Origin of the sequence: Planctomicrobium limosum, from assembly GCF_051465645.1 — a bacterium.
In the GTDB taxonomy this organism is placed as follows: domain Bacteria; phylum Planctomycetota; class Planctomycetia; order Planctomycetales; family Planctomycetaceae; genus Planctomicrobium.
The window spans coordinates 4,397,438-4,417,406 of sequence record NZ_CP195790.1; the positions used below are offsets into that span (position 1 = coordinate 4,397,438).

Annotated in this window: 14 protein-coding genes; 6 read left to right on the forward strand and 8 right to left on the reverse strand. The window is 53.0% G+C overall.

The window, feature by feature from the left end:
- Nucleotides 1-192 precede the first annotated feature (192 nt).
- From SH527x_RS16730 to SH527x_RS16740, 3 genes are all read left to right on the forward strand, one after another.
- Nucleotides 193-1,677, forward strand: coding sequence for a Gfo/Idh/MocA family protein (locus SH527x_RS16730; RefSeq protein ID WP_437191823.1), 1,485 nt, complete (start codon nt 193-195; stop codon nt 1,675-1,677).
- A 361-nt stretch (nt 1,678-2,038) separates the two neighbouring features.
- Entirely contained in the window at nt 2,039-3,712 is a 1,674-nt protein-coding gene (ettA, locus tag SH527x_RS16735) for an energy-dependent translational throttle protein EttA (protein WP_437191824.1), read from the forward strand.
- Between the two features lie 105 nt (nt 3,713-3,817).
- Entirely contained in the window at nt 3,818-5,059 is a 1,242-nt protein-coding gene (locus tag SH527x_RS16740; protein ID WP_437191825.1) for a DUF1015 domain-containing protein, read from the forward strand.
- 164 nt (nt 5,060-5,223) lie between these two features.
- Here the strand turns inward: SH527x_RS16740 and SH527x_RS16745 are convergent, their stop codons facing one another.
- The 3 genes from SH527x_RS16745 to SH527x_RS16755 form a co-directional block, all read right to left on the reverse strand.
- Complete coding sequence (locus SH527x_RS16745; RefSeq protein ID WP_437191826.1) at nt 5,224-5,874, reverse strand: hypothetical protein; 651 nt, start codon at nt 5,872-5,874, stop codon at nt 5,224-5,226.
- 468 nt (nt 5,875-6,342) lie between these two features.
- The gene (locus tag SH527x_RS16750; protein ID WP_437191827.1) at nt 6,343-7,293 is read right to left on the reverse strand and encodes a 6-phosphogluconolactonase; all 951 of its coding nucleotides are present in this window, start codon (nt 7,291-7,293) and stop codon (nt 6,343-6,345) included.
- 156 nt (nt 7,294-7,449) lie between these two features.
- A complete protein-coding gene (locus tag SH527x_RS16755) occupies nt 7,450-8,196 on the reverse strand; it encodes an arginyltransferase (protein ID WP_437191828.1) in 747 nt (248 codons plus the stop codon).
- Between the two features lie 325 nt (nt 8,197-8,521).
- Here SH527x_RS16755 and SH527x_RS16760 point away from each other — a divergent pair, with 325 nt between their 5' ends.
- From SH527x_RS16760 to cimA, 3 genes are all read left to right on the forward strand, one after another.
- A complete protein-coding gene (locus tag SH527x_RS16760) occupies nt 8,522-9,523 on the forward strand; it encodes a DUF3500 domain-containing protein (protein WP_437191829.1) in 1,002 nt (333 codons plus the stop codon).
- Between the two features lie 145 nt (nt 9,524-9,668).
- Entirely contained in the window at nt 9,669-10,553 is an 885-nt protein-coding gene (locus SH527x_RS16765) for a phosphoribosylaminoimidazolesuccinocarboxamide synthase (protein WP_437191830.1), read from the forward strand.
- Nucleotides 10,554-11,045: 492 nt separating this feature from the next.
- Complete coding sequence (gene cimA, locus SH527x_RS16770; RefSeq protein WP_437194643.1) at nt 11,046-12,629, forward strand: citramalate synthase; 1,584 nt, start codon at nt 11,046-11,048, stop codon at nt 12,627-12,629.
- Between the two features lie 139 nt (nt 12,630-12,768).
- Here cimA and SH527x_RS16775 read toward each other — a convergent pair whose 3' ends face one another.
- From SH527x_RS16775 to SH527x_RS16795, 5 genes are all read right to left on the reverse strand, one after another.
- Complete coding sequence (locus SH527x_RS16775; RefSeq protein WP_437191831.1) at nt 12,769-13,959, reverse strand: M20/M25/M40 family metallo-hydrolase; 1,191 nt, start codon at nt 13,957-13,959, stop codon at nt 12,769-12,771.
- 142 nt (nt 13,960-14,101) lie between these two features.
- Nucleotides 14,102-15,712 (reverse strand): MFS transporter, encoded by a 1,611-nt coding sequence (locus SH527x_RS16780; protein WP_437191832.1) that lies wholly within the window; start codon nt 15,710-15,712, stop codon nt 14,102-14,104.
- A gap of 604 nt (nt 15,713-16,316) precedes the next feature.
- The gene (gene csrA / locus SH527x_RS16785) at nt 16,317-16,547 is read right to left on the reverse strand and encodes a carbon storage regulator CsrA (RefSeq protein ID WP_437191833.1); all 231 of its coding nucleotides are present in this window, start codon (nt 16,545-16,547) and stop codon (nt 16,317-16,319) included.
- A gap of 224 nt (nt 16,548-16,771) precedes the next feature.
- Nucleotides 16,772-18,319: a lysine--tRNA ligase gene (lysS, locus tag SH527x_RS16790; RefSeq protein ID WP_437191834.1), complete on the reverse strand. Its 1,548-nt coding sequence runs from the start codon at nt 18,317-18,319 to the stop codon at nt 16,772-16,774.
- A 96-nt stretch (nt 18,320-18,415) separates the two neighbouring features.
- Nucleotides 18,416-19,657, reverse strand: coding sequence for a M16 family metallopeptidase (locus SH527x_RS16795; RefSeq protein WP_437191835.1), 1,242 nt, complete (start codon nt 19,655-19,657; stop codon nt 18,416-18,418).
- Nucleotides 19,658-19,969: the final 312 nt, after the last annotated feature.

Below are 19,969 nucleotides of genomic sequence, written 5' to 3' on the forward strand. Positions count from 1 at the left end.
GGTCGAACGGTATGTATTTATTTACACTGAAATGATGTTTTCGGTTGAGACTGTCCCGCCTGAAGTTGACGAGTCGATTGCACGAGATATTTGTCACGCAGTGAGCAGTCTGGTGACTGGGTTTGTGGTTGCGATCGTCCGCTGCTCATCGTTCTCGTCAAAGTCGCTTCAATTCAATGAAGAGGATTCGCCATGTCATTGACTCGACGTTATTTCTTGAAGTCAGCCGCCGCAATGGGGGCTGCAACTGCGATTTACAACCGTGTCGAAGCGGATGATAAGCCGAAAAGTACGAGCCCGAACGAAAAAATTGGTGCCGCTGTTGTCGGTACCGGTGGACGTGGGGGAGCCCACGTTTCTGCTCTGCTTGACCGTCCAGACGCAGAAATCCGCTACCTCGTGGATGCTGACTTGGCCCATGCAGCCAACAAGGCGAAGCAGATCGAGTCGAAGGGGGGACCTGTTCCGCAGATCGAACAGGATTTCCGCCGCATTCTTGACGACCCAACCATCGACATCATCAGCATTGCGACACCAAACCATTGGCACTCTTTGCACGCCATTATGGCGCTGCAGGCTGGCAAACACGTTTATGTCGAAAAGCCGGTTTCCCACAACGTCTGGGAAGGTCGCCAACTGGTGAACTGGTCTCGCCAGACCGGGAAGCTGTGTCAGGCCGGAACCCAGTCACGTTCGAGCCCAAGTCTTCATGAAGCCGTGAAATACGTTCAGGAAGGAAAGCTCGGGAAAATCCAGTATGTGATTGGAACCTGCTACAAGCCACGTAAGAGCATTGGCAAACTCGATCAGCCACTCGAGATTCCAAAAACCGTTGACTATGACCTGTGGTGCGGGCCTGCCGCGAAGGTCGACCTGTACCGTCCACAGTTGCATTACGATTGGCACTGGGATTTTAACACAGGCAACGGCGACATGGGGAATCAGGGCATCCATCAGATGGATATTGCCCGCTGGTTCCTCGGTGAAGGCGAATTGTCTCCACGTTTGATGAGTATCGGTGGACGCGTTGGCTATGACGATGCTGGGGATACTCCAAACACCCAGATTGTTTACCACGCCTATGAGAAGGCTCCGTTGATCTTCGAAACCCGTGGTTTGCCACGCAAAGATCTCGACTGGAGCACCGGTATGGACAACTACCGCGGGTCTCAGGTGGGGATTATCGTTCAGTGTGAAAAGGGTTACGTTGTTGTACCGAGCTACACCAACGCAACAGTGTTCAATCCGGACGGTGAGCAGATCGAAAGCTGGGTTTCGAAAGGAAACGCAGAAACCCGACACTTCGGAAACCTCTTCGACGCCATTCGTTCCGGGAAATACCAGGATCTGAATGGGGAGATTCTGGAAGGCCATCTGTCCAGTGCTCTGTGCCACACCGGAGCGATCAGCCATGTGCTGGGAACTCCAAAGACAGCAGCAGACATTGAGAAAGAAGTGTCCGGCAACAAGCTTTGGTCTGATTCGTGGAGCCGAATGGCCGAACATCTGGCTGCAAACAAAGTTGACGTCAGCGATCCGAAGCTCAACGTCGGCCCGTGGCTGGAAATGGATCCAAAGACCGAGAAATTCACCAACAACGATGCAGCCAACAAGCTGCTGACTCGTGAATACCGAAAGGGCTACGAAGTTCCAGAAGCCCCTGCGCCTCAGGCATAAGTTGCTTGTCAGGCAAAAGTCTCAGCAGCAGTCGGGAGTGATCTCGGCTGCTGTTTTTTATTTCACACACAGGTGTTCCCGATGAACTCGCTTCAGTTGCTTGCTTCCTCGCGTACACTATATGGGCAGGTTTGGGAGCAGAGTGCTCCTATCAGTTTTGTTTGATGGTTTGGGCGACGGGTTTCGGATCGTTGCGGGCAGTGAATCTGGCCGTGCATCGCCTCGTTGTCTGGTTCTGCTGTAAGATATTGAGTGAAGCGTTCGTCGGTGATTGACTGTTGGCCCAACGTTGGTCGCCGGCAGATGGATCTGATTCAAGTTACTGGCGAATCGCTGCAAATTTTGTCGGGATTTAGAGGACATGTCACAGCAATACATTATGTCGATTGAAGGTTTGACCAGGATGTACGACGAAAGAGTCGTCCTGGAGAACATCTGGCTCTCGTTCTTTCCGGGAGCCAAGATCGGCGTGATCGGTGATAACGGCTCAGGGAAAAGTACCCTGATGCGGATCATGGCCGGCGAAGACACGGACTTCATGGGAGCCGTTCGTCCCGCCAAAGGGATCAAGATTGGCTATTTCCCACAGGAACCACGGCTTGATCCAACCAAAACGGTTCAGGAGTGTGTGAACGAAGCGGTTCAGGAATCTCAGGCGATTCTGGATCGGTACAACGCCATCAACGAGCGACTCTGCGAAGAGATTTCGCAGGAAGAGATGGACGCTCTGCTGGAAGAACAGTCTGTCGTTCAGGACAAGATCGACCACGCCAACCTGTGGGAACTCGATCGCACTGTGGAAATGGCCATTGATGCGATGCGTCTGCCGCCGGGCGATGCACTGGTCGAGCATTTGTCAGGGGGCGAAAAGCGACGTGTGGCATTGTGCCGGTTGTTGCTGCAGAACCCGGACATGCTGCTTCTGGACGAACCAACGAACCACCTTGATGCCGAGTCGGTTGGCTGGTTGGAACGCTTCCTGCATGAGTTTCCGGGAACGGTCGTGGCGATTACCCACGATCGTTACTTCCTCGAAAACGTTGCTGGCTGGATTCTCGAAATGGATCGCGGCCACGGTTATCCCTATGAAGGAAACTACACTGCATGGCTGGAGCAGAAGGAAGCCAGACTCGCAGTTGAGCAGAAGAAGGAAGACAAACGCCAACGTGCTCTGAAGCGCGAGCTCGACTGGGTGCGGATGTCACCAAAAGCTCAGGCGACGAAGAACAAAGCACGTCTTCAACGTTATCAGGAACTGGCTGCTCAGCAGTTCGATGAGCGCGACGATGCGGCACAGATTCAGATTCCAGTCAGTCGTCCGTTGGGCGATCTTGTCGTTCGAGCAAAGGGGTTGACCAAAGCGTTTGGCGATCATCTGTTGTTCGAAAACATGGAGTTCAATCTTCCGCCGGGGGGAATTGTAGGGGTGATCGGCCCGAACGGGGCAGGGAAGACGACACTCTTTAAGTTGATTACCGGACAGGAAACTCCGACCGAAGGAGAACTTCGTATCGGGGACACCGTGGATCTGGCGTATGTCGATCAGTCGCGCGATGCACTCGACCCGACGAAGACGGTGTACGAGGAAATCTCCGGTGGTGACGACATGCTGATGGTCGGTCGAACCAAGATTCACGCTCGGGCTTACTGCGGTCGGTTTAACTTCAAAGGAACTGAGCAGCAGACCTTTGTGGGTGACTTGTCCGGGGGGGAACGAAATCGTGTGCACCTTGCCAAGGTTCTTCGATCTGGCGGCAACCTGATCCTGTTGGACGAACCGACCAACGATCTCGATGTCGAAACATTGCGGGCACTCGAAGAAGGTCTCGTCAACTTCGGTGGTTGTGCCGTCGTGACATCGCACGATCGCTGGTTCCTCGACAAGATTGCGACACACATTCTGGCCTTTGAAGGGGACAGTCAGGTCGTGTGGTTCGAGGGGAACTACAAGATGTACGAACTTCAACGTCGTGAACGACTCGGGATTGATGCCGATCGTCCACACCGTCTGAAATACAAACCATTAAAGCGATAGACCATGGTTTCAGGAGCAGTACCTGCGTGGGCTGCTCCTGATCCGTTGTTTGAAATTCCGTCTACAAGTTTTCGTGACTTCGATTCCAGAGAATTGGTTTGATATATGGTCAGCATTCGTCCCGTCCGTCGTGCACTTGTGCCGGTTGATTCCAACGCCGCATACCGTGTCAGTGCTCCGAACTACGATGAGTTCCAGAGTGACCGCGAAGTGTGGGATCTTCTCCAGGCTCGGCCGGATAATGTCTTGAAGATCACGATGCCGCATTGTCATGTTCCTGATCATGGAGACATCTTTGAAGATGGTGGTCCAGAAGCTCTGGCACACGCCACGCAACAGATGGAAGTTCTGAAAAACAACCCGTTGCTGAAACTGGTTGAGAACTCTCTGTGGGTTTACGAAATTACCTCACCAAAACGCCCGAACGAGCCTCAGCTCGGGGTCGGTGGATTTGGGCTGACTTCAGAGATCCGAACGGAAGCCAATCCTGAAGGAACAGTGATCCGCAATGAAGGGATTCGTCCAGAGAAGGCAGAAGGGCGCGCTCAACTGTTGCGGGCCACGACAGCCGACTTCGGAACCGTGAACCTCGCTGTTCAGGACAAGTCTGGAGCATTGCTGGCCGCACTGACCGAGTTGACCCAGGCTCGCCCATGTGACTTTGAAACGCTCGATGAAGGCCGGAACCTGCATCGGTCGTGGATTGTGACCGACGCCGAAACGATTGAACGGCTTCAGAGGTTGCTCGCTGCTGAGCCTGCTGCATACGTGGCAGACGGAAATCACCGCAGTGCAGCGGCTGCTGCGATGGGACTGGATCACTTCCTGACGGTCTACTTCCCAACCAGCCGTCTCGGGCTCGAACCGTATAACCGCCTGTTGCCACTGAACGGCATTTCTCCTGACGATTTTCTGTCGAAGCTGAAAGAGAACTTCGACGTCAAATTGCTGGGCGAGGTGCCACCGTATCGCCCTGAGACCGTGAATGTGATTGGGCTGTATCTCAATCAGAACTGGTACGAGCTGGTGCCGAAGGCGGGATCCTTCGACCCCCAGAATGCCGCGCAGGCGATTGACTCGGACATTATCCAGCGTCACATCATCGACGGCATTCTTGGCATGGCTGATGCGCGAGACAAGCGAATCAATTACGTCGGCGGAAACAAGGATGCAGAGTATCTGGTGAATCAGGTGAAACTGAAGAACTACGATCTCGCGTTGTCAGTCGCTCCGGTCACGATGAAGCAGTTCGTCGATGTTTGTGAGCAGAACCTGTTCATGCCACCAAAATCGACATGGTTCGATCCAAAGATCCGCAGTGGTCTGGTGATCGCATTGCTCGACTAAGACATGATCTATGTCGCTTGCTGATATTGAAAAAGGACTCATCCAGAAATTTCTGTGTGAGTCCTTTTTGCTTTAAGCGTCTCTGAGGGCAAGCGGCATTCAGTCTTCCCTGTCGAGAAGACGACTGTGCTGTCGACATAAAGGCTTTGAATCTGCCTGCGAGCTCAAATCGGGCTTTGAGTACAGCGGGCGGCGTTGAGCAGCGATCCGAGTTGTTCGATCTCGACTCGAGTCAGGAGCCCGTTGGCCATTGAGAGCATCTCTGAAGAGACGTACCAGCGGCCAAGAACTTCAAACAGGCACTCGTAAATTTCAGGGGTGAGCCCGTGCTGTTGCTTTAAAGGAACAGCCTCGACAGGAGGGATATCCTGAAATTGGCTGAGCAACAAAAAGAGGCCTTCCTGCACGTGAGTCGTTTGCAAAGATTGCAAATTCTCGGCCAGTTTCTTGTCAATTCTACTCTGGCATTCGATAGGACCTCGACTCATGAAGCGTCGGGCGACTTCTGTCTCGGTTCGAATGATCCGGGCCGCACATTCACACGCGGCATACAGAATCGCTTCATCGAGGAGTGACGCTGGTTGTGGCACTGGAGTCAGATGCTTGGACCACGTTTCCATTAGCAACGCCAGCTGCACCTGAGCAGGGACATTACGAAGGAAGGGAACCTCGGTCAAAAAACCAAAGCTACGATCCGGGCAAATATCGAGCTGGAGAGCAAGCTCCAGACGTTCTCTGGTATCGAGACATGCTAGCCTGAAGGCCACATAGGCCAGTTCTGTACGAGGCAGTGTTCGGGGGGTGATGACGAGCATGCTTTCCATCCATGGCAAAGGGCGTTCCGTCTGATAGGAAGTTGTAGTGGTTTTGCCAGAACTTTCACGCAACTCTTAGAAAAATAGTGAATTACGAATCCTGTTGATGTGACGGATTTCCTATTGACTTCCTTTGGGTGATGCTATTTCTCATCGTGCTGCTTTGCGGCAACGCGACTGTTGATATTTAGCATCAAATTAGAATTTCAATCATTGTTCAAAATGTAAAGCCTGATGGTTCAGAATAATTAATTTGCTAGCTATGAAATTGCGTCCTATATTGTGCCGCTTCTCGACCTTCTCAAAGATCTGGTGTGATGCATAAAAAAACCGCAGACTGTCATGGACAGCCTGCGGCGAAATCGACTTTGAACGGGTTCATCTCGATTGAGTCGTATTTGGCACTGGTGTGAGGTCTATCTCGCAAAGGAGAGTGATCTCACTGGCCTGACTCATCGAGAAAAACACTTAGTTACATTCAGCAACCAATGGACCAGCGAGTTCTTCCAGGAAGAAGAGTCGCCCAGCCTGAGTTGGCATGTAGCTGGATGGAATCCATGAAGATGGTCCGTGGTGGAGTGTCATCCACAGGCTCAGACCTTGCCATTGCATTCCACGACCGAAGACCCCGTCTGCTCCGCCGATGATGTAGTCAGCGCTCAGGAACAGGCCTGGGCCGATGGTGTTGGCGTAGCAAGGAATCTTGGTGCTGCGGCTCTTGAAGCTACCGAGAGCGTTCTGCTCGATGGTGAGCGGGTGCAGTTTGGCACCGATACGATGTGTCTGTTGCTTCCACTCTGCTTCTGAAGCGTATTCACCAGCAAACTGTGGTTCCCAGAATGCGATGTGACAGACGCGGCCGATCCCGAACACAACGGCGAGTTTCGCACCTTCTTTACGAAGATTGGCGATCTTCTCTGCGTAGGTCGGCAGGTTCTCTTTGGTTGCGAAGTTACGCTGTGACGGCGGAACAGTCAGCTTTCCGAGCGGGCCGTAGAACGCCTTGGACATTGCGTCTTCGAAACCACCTGGCTCGTTGCCTGGCAGTGTGTTGCCATCTTTGTCAGCCCATTCGTCCATGTTGAAACCATAGACGTGATCGCAAGGCACATTCCATTCGGTCAGGAAGTAGACCGCCCAGCGGTACATTCCCATTGGCCCGACTGGCAGGATCATGGCCAGCTTTTCGCCTGCTTCACGTGCGCGGCGGATCGTCATGGCGATTTCGTGTCCCATCAGGGTGTCGAAGTCGCCAACGCTGGTGCAAGGAACGAGTTCAAATTTTTCGTTCCACCAAGGCTGCCGCTTGGTGATTGCCTTTGGGTCGTCGGCAATGCAGGCGTCGATTTTGGCAAGGTCCCATCCTTTCGGGTAGAACCCTTCGAGCAGGGAACCTTGAATCGTTGACAGCATATCCATATTCAAACTCCAGAGCAGTCAAAAATGTAATACGTGAGTAACCTGCGAGACTGAACTGTCAGGCTCCATCATGCCGTGACCGGAAGTCGTGAATCACGAATTCCGTTACGCCGACAGATGATAGCCGAGAGCCGTTTGCTCTTCCATCAGACCGACTTAGTCGACGTCGACGTCCGTTGCCAGTTGCCACAGAGGCGAAATTCCTTCGCCGGGGCGTCCAGGCAGGATTTCATGGGGGTGGAAGCGATTCTTGTAGGCCATCGAAGGACAATTTGCGATCCAGTACCCCAGGTAGACGTAATGAAGTCCGAGTTGTCGAGCCAGGTCGATTTCGCACAGGAGTGAGAATGTCCCTGGGCCTGCCGGTCGCCATTCTGGTGCGTGATAGAAATAGATGCTGGAAATTGACGTGGGAAGCAGATCAATCAACCCGATTCCAATCAGCTTGTCGCCGTCGAAGTATCGAAGTTCGCAGGCGCTTTGAAAATCACCTGCCAGAAAGTTCTGCCCGTAGTCCTGAGGGGTTGTCTGGTTGTCCGGCCAGTCCCGACGCTGGGTCATGTCGAGATGCCAGGTGTTGTAAAGCTCGATATGGTCGCGGCTTAATGTTGCGTCAGTGAGCTCGACTCTGACATGCTCATTCCGGCGCAAGACGCGACGTTGACTCTTGGATGGCTGAAACGCATTCACATCAATCCGTACCGGCACACACTGCACACATGACTGGCAGGCGGGGCGAAACAGGTGGGCACCAAATCGCCGCCAACCTCGACTGATGAATTCTTCCAGCTCTGCAGGGGCAAGGGATTGGTAGCCGCGATACTCCAGCGATGCGGCTTCATCAGGCAGGTATGAGCACTGCCGCGCTGGTTCAACGAGTTGGAATAGGGGACGATTCGCCATGATTCAGAGTCGAGCCCTGATTGCAGAGAAGGTGGGTGTAACCTTGGGAGACAACAGCGTTCAAATTCCTCCGGCTGGGGAATGATCTTACTGCAAGCATCACAGGAAAACGTCTGATGGACGCGGGTTCTGTCCTGATTCAGATCGATTTCCGGGACGCCGCTTGATTGATTCGCATTGATTCCGGTCTGGGAGGGGGGCGTTCTTAATAAATTTGCCGATTCTGTTGTGAAACGAAATTCAGAATGGCTGTCCAATTTGAGTTTGTTTATATTTGACTCTCTGTCATTGGTCGTACGAATGATCTTCAGTCAGGACCGAACTCATGCCTCAATCCCAGCGTTCACAATGTCATTGTGATTCTCCTGATCTCTCCCGGCGGGATTTCCTGCAAAAAATCGGAGTCTCTGCTGCAGCGTTGGGAACGCTTTCTCTGGCAGGACCGTTCACAGGGGCGTATGCCGCACCTTCTCGTAGCAGCACAGCCGAGACAGCCGCTCAGAAATTATATGAGACTTTGACTCCGGAGCAGCGAAGTGTCATCTGCTTCGATGCCAAAGACGCGATGCGCCAAAAGGCGCATGCGAACTGGGCAATCAGCAAACCGGCGATCCATGAGCAATTCTACTCCAAAGAGCAAAAGGGGCTGATTGGCGAGGTCTTCCGCGGAATCACCAGTGAAGATGGTCACAAGCGATTCCTGGAGCAGACAGAATTTGATGATGGCGGTTGGGATCGCTATCACATTGCACTCTTTGGTAACCCTCAGTCGGATCAGTTCGAGTTTCTGATGACAGGGCGTCACCTGACATTGCGAGCCGATGGAAATAGCACGAAGGGAGCCGCGTTTGGTGGTCCCGTTGTCTATGGGCACGGCGAAGAGAACGTCAAAGACAACATCTTCTACTATCAGACGCAACGGGCCAATGAAGTGTTTCGGGCGCTCAACGCTGATCAGGCGAAGAAGGCGCTGCTCGTGAAGCCACCAGCAGAAAATAAGGTGGCGTTGCAGGGGAAGTCAGGGAAGTTCTCAGGGCTTTCCGTCAATGAATTCTCTGGTGATCAGGAAGAATTGCTTCGATCTGTCATTCAAACGCTGCTGGCCCCATACCGCTCGGAAGACGTCGCGGAATCGATGGCCTGTATCGAAACTGGCGGTGGAATGAAGTCTCTGTCGATGGCCTTCTATCAGGAGGCGGACCTGGGAAATGATCGTGAATGGGACGTCTGGCGAATTGAAGGACCAACCTTCGTCTGCCACTTCCGCGGGGCTCCGCACGTTCATGCCTATCTGAACATCGGCACTCAGGCTCTTGCCACGAGTTAGCAATTGCGACGGATGCTATTCCGGTTAAGACGGCAAGGATCTCACTGGAGAAGGGGAGGGCAGACATTTCAACCGGTCAACTGTAAACTGTGAACCTGATCGAATACTTCATCAGCTTCCGTTGAAATTGACCTCAGGCTTTGTCATGTCTGCGCTTCTCGAATCTTCAATTCCAGGTATTCCTGTCCGACGCGGCAAGGTTCGCGACGTGTACGACTTTGGTGATCGGCTGCTGCTGGTTGCCACGGATCGAATCAGTGCCTTTGACTGGGTCCTTTCGACGGGAATTCCAGATAAAGGCCGCATTCTGACCCAGATCAGTAAGGTCTGGTTCGACCGGCTGCAGGTGAACGATCATCTCATCAGCCTGGATGTAACGACACTCCCGCTCCCTGAAGGGGTGGACGTCGACGCATTGCAAGGGCGATCGATGGTCGTCCGCAAAACCGAAGTCGTTCCCATCGAATGCGTGGTGCGTGGCTATCTGGCTGGTTCCGGCTGGAAAGAATATCGCTCACGAGGGACTCTCGCAGGGGTTCGTCTTCCGGTCGGGCTGCGGGAATGCGATAAGCTCCCGGAGTCACAATTCACTCCGGCGACGAAGGCGGAATCCGGGCACGACGAGAATATCTCGATCTCTGAAATGCAAGAGCTCATCGGCTATGAGCTTGCCGACGATTTGCAGACCTTCAGCATCAGTCTGTATGAACGTGCGGCGGCGGAAGCGCTGACACGTGGGATTATCATCGCAGACACGAAATTCGAGTTCGGGCTGGTCGGAGACGAAATCGTCCTGATCGACGAGGTTTTGACCCCGGACAGTTCTCGCTTCTGGCCTGCGGACCAATATCAGCCAGGGAAAAACCAGCCGTCCTTCGACAAGCAGTTCGTCAGGGATTGGTTGGAGTCAACGGACTGGGATAAAGAGAGCCCGCCGCCGACACTGCCAGAAGAGATCGTCGCGAAGACACGAGAGAAATATGTTGATGCGTATGAACGACTTTCAGGGCAGGAATTCGCCTGGAAGTAGGGCAATATCGAGGTCGTTTGTTTGTCCGGATCGGTTTGATGAATCGCATTGGGGGAGTTGATTTTCGCTCCTGAGGAAAGATTTTTTCGGCATCACGATTGACCTTTCCTACCTGACGCCCATAGATTTGTCTGACGATTCGTGTTGAATTTGAGGCTTGTCTTCAAGAAAAAATAGATGAAATCCCTGCCGATCAGCATTATTGACATTCGAATTTCGCAGATCATTGCGATTCGAATTATTGATGCGCATGGCAGGATTTGAGTTCGACTGGAAAACTCCAGACCCTCTCCGATCCTAGTGATCCGAGAGGGTTTTTTCGTTCTGGAATTATCCGCTTGCGAACAGACACTCGGCCGACATCGCAGAGATTTTTCGCAGAATGTTTGCTGGGTGACACGCAATCAATCAGGTCCGGATCGACTGGGATTCGCCCTGAGTGCCGACTGTCCACAACAGACCGTTTGGGTCTCCAACTGTAAGAGATGGCTCATGTATATCCAGATGTACGACACAACGCTCCGTGACGGAAGTCAGGGAGAGGGAGTGAACTTTTCGCTTCAGGACAAACTCCTGATTACTCAAAAGCTGGATGAATTGGGCTTCGACTTTATTGAAGGGGGCTATCCTCTTTCCAACGAAAAAGACTTTGAATACTTCCAGCGCGTTCAGGAACTGAAACTGAAGCATGCGAAGGTTTGTGCCTTTGGGATGACACGTCGCAAAGGCGTGACTCCTGATCAGGATGTCGGGATGCAGGCGCTGCGTGATTCGAAAGCGCCTGTCTGTACCATCGTCGGGAAAACATGGGACCTGCATGTGACGGAAGTGTTGCGTGTCGATCTCGAAGAGAATCTGGCGATGATCTACGACTCGATTTCTTATTTGAAATCGCTCGGTCGGACGGTCTTTTATGATGCTGAGCATTTCTTCGACGGCTTTACTGCGAACCCCGAGTACGCACTCAAGACCGTGCTCGCTGCTCAGAAAGCCGGAGCAGACACAATCGTTTGCTGTGACACCAATGGCGGAAGTTTGCCGGAGAAGATCGTCAGTATTCTCACGAAAGTGAAAGAACACCTGACGACTCCATTGGGGATTCATTGTCACAACGACTGTGAACTCGCTGTGGCAAACTCACTGGCTGCTGTCGATACCGGGGTCGTTCAGGTACAGGGAACCATCAACGGCATCGGGGAACGTTGCGGAAACGTGGATCTGATCAGCGTGGCCGCAAATCTGGCTTTGAAAAAGCAGGGCTATGAAGTGCTGACTCAGGGGAATGGCCTGTCCCATTTCACTGAACTGTCGCGGTACGTCTATGAACTGGCCAACATGAACTTCCGTTCTGGTCAGGCTTATGTTGGACGCAGTGCATTTGCCCATAAAGGGGGAATGCACGTTCATGCTGTGAATAAGTTTGCTCACAGCTATGAGCACATCAATCCAGAAGTTGTCGGAAACGAGCGGCGTATTCTGGTCAGTGAATTGTCTGGTCGATCGAACATTGTCGCGAAGACGACGAAGCTGAAACTCGACAAAGATCCGGAATTGATGTCCGCGATTCTTGCCAAGGTTCAGGAACTCGAAAACGTTGGCTATCAGTTTGAAGCGGCTGAGGCCTCGTTCGATCTGCTGGTGAAAAAAGTCGCCAACGTATATGAGCCGAAGTTCCAGCGAATGCATTATCGGGTGAATGTCGAAACCGCAGGGCAAGAGACACCACTGACTGAAGCGACAGTGAAGTTGAAGATCAACGGGAATGGTCCTGTTCGCCATGAAGTCGCAGAAGGGGACGGTCCGGTCAACGCTCTTGATCAGGCATTGCGTAAAGCTTTGGTTGAGACCTATCCCAATCTCGCTGACATGAAGCTGGTGGACTACAAGGTGCGTGTCATCAACTCTTCCGGGGGGACAGCCGCGAGTGTTCGTGTCGTGATCGAAAGTGCAGACGAGACGGATGTATGGAACACGATTGGCGTGAGTGAGAACATCATCGAAGCGAGCTGGCTCGCGCTGGTGGATGCCGTGGAATACAAGCTCTTCAAAGATGAAGGACTTCTCGGCACGAAATAGAGTGAGCCTGCAAAGAAGCAGGTGCGACTGCGTTCATTTAAGCTGGATGAGTGGTAGTTGAGTCACAACGGGAATAGAAAAACGGCGTCTTCCGCAACTGTGGGAGACGCCGTTTCATTTTGGAAGTCGCTGCGTGAGGTCATGATCGGGTGGCAATGACCAGCGCGATGCGGCATGCATCGAGGTAGGCATCGACAATCAGTTCTTCATTCACTGTATGAATTCCAGATTGCCCGCAACCAAGTGTGACGGTTGGCAGCCCGTGAGCATTCATCCAGTTGGCGTCCAGCCCGCCGTTTGAAATGCGGAGTTCAGCAGTTCGGCCGACGGTTGAAATCGCGTCGATCGCGGTTTTCACAACTTCGTGTTCTGGATCAAGTCGAAAAGCTTCGTACTTGTTCGATGATTCGAATGTGATTGTGCCTGATTTTCCGCTGGCGTTCTTCGTGGTCTTCGCCGCTTTGGCAAACGCTTTCAGGTAAGCTTCGACAATCTTCGCTCGAAACGCCGGATCATGGCTTCGTGCTTCCGCCTTGAGGACGAGTCGATCGGTGACGACGTTAGTGGCATCGCCTCCTTGAATCACACCGATGTTGCTTGTTCCGGTCTTCTTTCCTTTGACGATCTTCCCGAACCAGCCATCTTCTACGAGCGAGTTGATCGCTTTTGATGCGATCACGATTGCGCTGACTCCGCCTTCAGGGTGGGCGCCTGCGTGGCTTGCGATGCCGGTGATTTCAATGGCGATGTGATCGTCACCAGTTGCTCCGATGGTCGCCAGATTCGGGGCTCCACCGTCCCAGTTGAAACAGAGTTTGGGGTTTCCGAGCTTACTGATCGCCACATGCCGGGCACCGACCAGCCCGACTTCTTCCTGAACCGCAAAGAGCAGGGTGATTGGATTGTGGGGCAGTTGGTGCTTCTGGATCAGCTTGATTGTGTTGAGGATCGTCGCGGCACCGGCCCGATCGTCTCCGCCCAGGGCTGTCTGGGGATTCTTGGAGCGGATGATATTGCCACTGCGAACAGGCTCGCAGCCAACGCAGAGTGGGACGGTATCAATGTGAGCCATCAACAGTCGCCGTGGACCACGCTTTGTCCCTGGCAGCTTCACGATGATGTTGCCGACTTCACCCCCAAACTGGCTTTTCTTATTGGCGTTGTCGAACTGAATCAACTTCTCGTCGATGCCCGCCTGCTTCAGTTGGTCGACAATAAACGCAGCGATTTTCCCTTCCTGACCGCTCTTGCCAGGGATCGCCATCATCTGTTCAACGAGGTCAACAGCGGAGTCATCTACCAGCGAAGTGATTTCGTTTAGTTCTGCCATGTGTGAAACTCTTGGGGCATTCAGGCAAGAAATAAAAAAGCCTCTGACGGGAATCCATCAGAGGCCGGATCTTATCAAAGACTGTGGAAACCGTAATTGCAATTTTTAAAGACGATTCCAGGTCTTGTCAGTTCGACGTTCGTTATGACTCAGCGGTTCCGAGTGATTCTGGTGAAACAGTCTCAGAGTTGCTGCTCAGGTGAATGGCTTTATACCCACCTGTCAGTTTGAATCCGATAATGAGCAGCAGGTAACAGGCAGCCATCACCATGGGGATGTATGAGGTGGCGATCAGTGCGGACTTCCCACCCTGAACTCCAGCTTCGGTGACTTTCGGCTTGTCTGTTTCAGCATGCTTAGAGGCGTCTGCCCACCAGGCGGCGAGCTTTGCATGGTTCTCGAACTTGGCCTTGTTGGCTTCGGTTTGAGTTTCTGCTTTCAGAAGTTCGCCAACACGGTTCAGCTCTTTGCCGTTGTCGTCCAGAATCCCGACCTTCGCACCGTTCAGACCCACGGTCTTGAACGACATGAAGCTGTTTTCCTTGTCGGCTTTGTAGCGATCGAAAACTTCGACAGACGCTTGCTTCAGGTTCTGTGAAGCAAAGTGATCCTGCTGGAACCCGATTGCAGGACCGCCAAGAAGACCAGCGGACAACATTCCGACACCGCCAAGCATTCCGATCGAAACGGCTCCCCCGTTTGGAAAGCGCTCAGAGGCAACAGCAAGCATTGTTGGCCAAAGGAAGGTCTTTCCACAGGCATAGATCGTCGCTGCGATGATGCAGGCGGCGACAGTCGTTGCATTCCCCAACAGTGTGAGTCCAGCTGCTCCCAGAACGGCACTGGCGAGCAGCAGGCCCAATGGCGAAATCGTATGCACAATCGGGCCGGCAACGAATCGCAGGAAGAACATCAGCATCGAGGTGTAGACGAACAGAGCCAGTCCGCTGCCTGGGCTGCCCATCACGGCACCAGTGATCTTGGAAATCCAGGAGTCTGTTCCGAGTTCGACGTAACCGACCATCGCGTGGATGACGAGCAGGAACAACATCAGAGGAGCAAACACGGTGCTAATCATCTGTCCCAAGGTGACACCAGCGGACGCTGCTTCTGACGCTGGGAACTTCTGGCCGAACAGCATGACTCCGTAAATGATCACCGGGATCAAAAACAGTGACATCTGAATCTTCCAGTCAACAGCCGCCGCAACGACTGCTCCGGAGGAATCGACTTGCGCTGCCATGAAGTACGAAGCGAGCCCCCCGAGAACCAGACCGGCTGGCCACCCTGCGTGCAGAATGTTCAGGTAATGGGTTTTGCTTTTGGGGAAGAGTGTTGCAGTCAACGGGTTCACAACTGCTTCGCACAAGCCGTTTCCGATTGAGAAAATCAGCATGGCGACGAGAAGACACCAGTAAGCAGCGTCTTTTCCGCCAGCTTCAAATGCGGCAGGAGTTCCGAGTGTGAGCACTGCGGAAATGAAGTGCAGCAGAAACGCTGCAGTCATGATCTTGCCATAGCCAATTTTGTCAGCAAAGAGCGACGTGATGATGATCACTGCTCCGAAGCCAACAAGACCGCCCCCTGTAATGGAGCCCAATTCGGTCATTGTGAACCCGAACTGTTCAGCCCATTGCCCCAGAATTCCTCCGCGAACAGAGAAGCCAACACCGGCTGCAAGGATCGCCATGAAACCGGCATACAGTAGCCGATGTGCATTCGGGGCAATCGGTTGGGAATCGATTTGACTCATCGTGCGTCTTTCTCTTTCCGCGAACAGTTTTCATCTCGCCAATTTCAATCTCGCCGATATGAGCACGTCAGGCTCTTGTTTCGCACAGTGCACGGCATTCATTCAGAACGCTGCATTCACTGGTGATATCGAGGAAGTCGAAAGGGGAGTTCTGGGGGGATTAGTCGTCAGTGCCAAGGTTCGACAAAACACTCCATGCTTTGTGGAACAGGGGGCATCGATTTACCTGCTGATCGGCCGAAGAGATACCCGCGGACATTCGCTTCATGAGCATGGCTCGATGAGGCTTGTGTCAGTGAGAATACGTCAGGCAGAGTCAGGGGCAGCAATTCTGATTTGAGGATAATGTGCATTATCAACGAATGAGAATTGCTCGATGCGACGACTATCCTAGCAACAGATCTGGGAGAAATGCCAGTTGTTCAATGCCAGCGTCGGCAGATTTTGAAGCGGGGCAGGCGAGGACCCAAAATTTCAAGGGCTCAAACCTGACCGGCAAGCGACGAAAGCACCGAAGCACAAGGGACGCGAACATCCTGCGGTGCAAAGAAATCGCCATCGAGTGATGACGCTATTGAATAGGAATAAGAACCAAATCCGTCATTCAGACCGATGGTTTCTCCGGAGCAGGCGCTTCAGATGGCTGCTCAGTTGCCGATTGTTGTGTTGTTGCTGCTGCACGAAGCGCGTCGTAAATTTCTTGGCGATGAATCGCCACGTCACGAGGAGCTTCAATACCTAATCGAACCTTGTCACCGCGGATCTCAACAACGGTAATTACAATCCGTTCGTCGATGACAATGCTCTCGTTCTTCTTGCGCGAGAGGACCAACATCAGTGTCACCCCATTTTCTAAATTCGACCGATGAGAGAAAGCAGTCTATCTCACGAACACTAAAACTCTTACACCTCCGGCAAACTCACTTTTCTCGCTTGACATAATAGATGGTATGATTTAAGTGGTCAACAATGAATTCGGCAGAATTTGCCGAATTCATTGTTGATTAAGGGGTTTATGGCGAAACGAAGTTCGCTTTGGACACCTTGGAAGAAAGGTGACTACTCAGATTTGCGTGTTGCATCCCCTTTGGCCGGAACGCCTTCAGGACGCAGTAATGGGAAATAGATGACATCACGAATGGTTCGGCTGTCTGTCAGCAGCATCACCAGGCGATCGATGCCGATTCCCAGTCCGCCAGCCGGAGGCATCCCGACTTTTAGCGCCTGAATGAAGTCCTGATCCATTTTCGCCATCGAGTCTTCTTCGGAGAGCCCTTCCAATTGCGTGCGGAACAGTTCTTCCTGCAGCTTAGGATCGTTCAGTTCGGTGTAGGCGTTGGCGAGCTCCATCCCGTGGACAAACAGCTCGAAACGTTCTGCGATGTGAGGGACGCCCGTTTTTCGCTTTGTCAGCGGGCAAATTGAAGCCGGGTAATCAATCACAAAGATTGGACCTACCAGCCGATCTTCGACGCATGCTTCAAAAACTTCGCTGACGATCACATCCTGATGGACATGACCAGCTTCCATGCGAGCGATGAAGTCCGGCTTGATGTTTCCATGCTTCGCCTGTTCGCGAGCCTTCTCTTTGACAGCATTCAGATCGCTGATGTCGCAACCGGCATATTCCTGGAACAGGTCTGCGTAGGTGCGTCGTGGCCAAGGCGCAGTGAAGTCGATCGTCGTTTCGCCCCAGGGGAGGATCAGTGACTCTGGGTTTGTATTTCCCTGAGCTGCAAGAACAGCGCGAACGGCGTCGGTCACGATGGCCTCGGTCAGGTCCATCATTGATTCGTAGTTGCCGTACGCCTGATAGATCTCGATCATGGTGAACTCAGGGTTGTGCGTGGCATCAATCCCTTCGTTACGGAAGACCCGACCGATTTCGTAGACGCGTTCGATCCCGCCGACCATGAGTCGCTTCAGGTGCAGTTCCAATGCGATTCGCAAATAGAGCTGGATGTCGAGCGCATTGTGGTGCGTGGTGAACGGACGTGCGGCCGCGCCCCCTGCAATGGCGTGCAAAACCGGGGTTTCGACTTCTACGAAATCCTGAGTGCTCAGCGTCTGTCGGACAGAGTTCAGGATCTTGCTGCGCAGCAACAGCTTGTCGCGGACGCCTGGTGTATAGATCAGATCGAGTTCACGATGCCGTAGCAGTGTTTCGATGTCTGTCACTCCGTGGTGCTTTTCCGGTGGCTGTGCGAGTGACTTGCACAACACTGTCAGCGTCGACACGAGGATGGAGACTTCTCCGGACTCGGTACGCTTCAGGACGCCATCGATCCCGATGAGGTCACCCAGGTCGAGTTGGCTCATCAGTTCCCATTGTTCTTCTGAGAGATCCCCTCGTGAGAACAGGAGCTGGATTCTTTCAGAAGAGTCGGCGATATCCAGAAAGCGGAGCTTCCCTGCCTTCCGGCGCAGCATGATTCGGCCGGTGACTCGTACCGTTTCCCCGGTGACACCAGCTTCTTCCGGGCAGAGGCCGCGAACTTTGCTGATCGGCTGGTAGTTGTCGAAACGCTGACCGAATGGATCGTGTCCTAACTCGACAATTTTCTGGAGTTTTTCAAGACGAGCGAGTTCAAAACGATCAGGTTTCATGGGAGGGCGCTTCAATTGCCAATGAGAAATTCTGTCAAACCAGCCTGCCTGTGAGCGGCTGATTTCCGGGGATCGTGACGCGACGGAATGTCTCCGTCAATCTTGTGGAACCACGATCGGTTCTTCCCCGATGGTCAATACGGTTAAGTTGCGTGCTGGATAGCGATTTGCGTAATCAACAATGTTGTCGATTGTCAGCGCGTCGAGTGCAGCGCGAATGTCTGCCAGGGAGTTCACCCGTTTCAGGTGGAACCAGTCTCGAGCGATTGAGTTTGCTCGTGATTCAGTCGATTCCTGCTGCATGATCAGTGAGCTTTTGGCTCTGGCCTGACAACGTGCGAGTTCTGCAGGTTCGATCCCTTTGCCCAGTTTTCGCAACTCTTCAACCATGACGTCGAAGGCCATTTGTGCCTGACTCGTGCTTGTTCCGGCATAAGCGAGAACGCGACCTTCTGACATCAGGGTATGCAGTGTTGCGAAAACAGAATAACAAAGTCCGCGACGTTCTCGCAGTTCCGTGAAGAGTCGCGAACTGAATCCACCGCTCAGAATGCTGATTGCGGCCCAGGCGGCGTAGTAGTCCGGATGACCATACGGGACGGCGTTGTACGCGAGTCCAATATGTGTTTGCGATGAGGGATAGCTGATATGGCGGCTCTCTCGCGAACCAGGGATCGTGACGACTTCCGGAGCGGCGTGCGGTTTCCAGTCGCCAAAGATTTTGCCGACGACATCGCGAATCTGATTCGGGTCGACGTTTCCGGCGACACCGATCAATGTTTCATTCGGGCGTACGTGAGTACGGTAGTGCTCAATCACGGATTCTGGAGTGATCGCGTCGAGTTCCTCCAGCGTTCCGTCTGTCGGGCGGTTCCACGGGGCGTCATAAGTATGGCGACGGAGTTCTGTCAAAACTTTGCGTTGCGGCTCGTCTTCTTCCGCCAACAGGCTCTGCTCGACCCCGCTCATGACTGCAGGGAACTGCTCAAGGTCCAGTTTTGGTTCACGCAGAATGCTTGCGTAATAGGGCAACGCTTCGACGACGTTTTCGGCAAGTGTCGCTCCGGAAAACGTGATGAAGTTCCAGCCAACATTTTCGTTGTGCTGAACTCCCAGGTTGTCGAGCGCCGCTGTCAGTTGCTGGCTGTTCAGATTTCCTGCCCCCCGCGACATGAGATCGCAGAGTGCAGCAGATGTTCCGTTGGCTGCGAATGGTTCGTGAACGACTCCCGCAGGCGTCAGCACAGAAAAGGCAGCTGATTGGACATGTCGCATCGTCTCGACGAGCAGCACCAGGCCATTGTCGAATTCAAAAACATCGAGAGGGTGCTGGTTCATGAAAAACGTGACTGTTTCAGAGGTTTTGACAATCGGGCGGCATCGGTGAACGTCAACTGTGCGTGCCATAGTTTAAGGAACTGGACGGCTGACGTCGAATCGAAGTCTGCCCTGACGTATTGTGCTGCAATTTCGTGTGAAACGACGCAGCGCTTACGTATGAAAATCGAGAGATCTATCGCTTATGAGTGAACTTGGATGTGTTGATGTCTGGTTTTTGTCTCATCCGGTTTGAATGTCTGTTGCGGGCTCTCCGGGAAGAGGGTATGTGTATAGGCCTCCAAGGGACGAGTAGTCCCGAATCGGATCGTG

Bases quoted from the DNA above. Each gene is read 5' to 3' on its own strand.
- SH527x_RS16750 (WP_437191827.1), bottom strand. From the start codon at position 7,293: ATGGATATGCTGTCAACGATTCAAGGTTCCCTGCTCGAAGGGTTCTAC.
- SH527x_RS16760 (WP_437191829.1), top strand. From the start codon at position 8,522: ATGCCTCAATCCCAGCGTTCACAATGTCATTGTGATTCTCCTGATCTC.
- csrA (WP_437191833.1), bottom strand. From the start codon at position 16,547: ATGTTGGTCCTCTCGCGCAAGAAGAACGAGAGCATTGTCATCGACGAA.
- SH527x_RS16765 (WP_437191830.1), top strand. From the start codon at position 9,669: ATGTCTGCGCTTCTCGAATCTTCAATTCCAGGTATTCCTGTCCGACGC.
- cimA (WP_437194643.1), top strand. From the start codon at position 11,046: ATGTATATCCAGATGTACGACACAACGCTCCGTGACGGAAGTCAGGGA.
- SH527x_RS16740 (WP_437191825.1), top strand. From the start codon at position 3,818: ATGGTCAGCATTCGTCCCGTCCGTCGTGCACTTGTGCCGGTTGATTCC.
- ettA (WP_437191824.1), top strand. From the start codon at position 2,039: ATGTCACAGCAATACATTATGTCGATTGAAGGTTTGACCAGGATGTAC.
- SH527x_RS16745 (WP_437191826.1), bottom strand. From the start codon at position 5,874: ATGCTCGTCATCACCCCCCGAACACTGCCTCGTACAGAACTGGCCTAT.
- SH527x_RS16780 (WP_437191832.1), bottom strand. From the start codon at position 15,712: ATGAGTCAAATCGATTCCCAACCGATTGCCCCGAATGCACATCGGCTA.
- SH527x_RS16755 (WP_437191828.1), bottom strand. From the start codon at position 8,196: ATGGCGAATCGTCCCCTATTCCAACTCGTTGAACCAGCGCGGCAGTGC.
- SH527x_RS16730 (WP_437191823.1), top strand. From the start codon at position 193: ATGTCATTGACTCGACGTTATTTCTTGAAGTCAGCCGCCGCAATGGGG.
- SH527x_RS16795 (WP_437191835.1), bottom strand. From the start codon at position 19,657: ATGAACCAGCACCCTCTCGATGTTTTTGAATTCGACAATGGCCTGGTG.
- lysS (WP_437191834.1), bottom strand. From the start codon at position 18,319: ATGAAACCTGATCGTTTTGAACTCGCTCGTCTTGAAAAACTCCAGAAA.
- SH527x_RS16775 (WP_437191831.1), bottom strand. From the start codon at position 13,959: ATGGCAGAACTAAACGAAATCACTTCGCTGGTAGATGACTCCGCTGTT.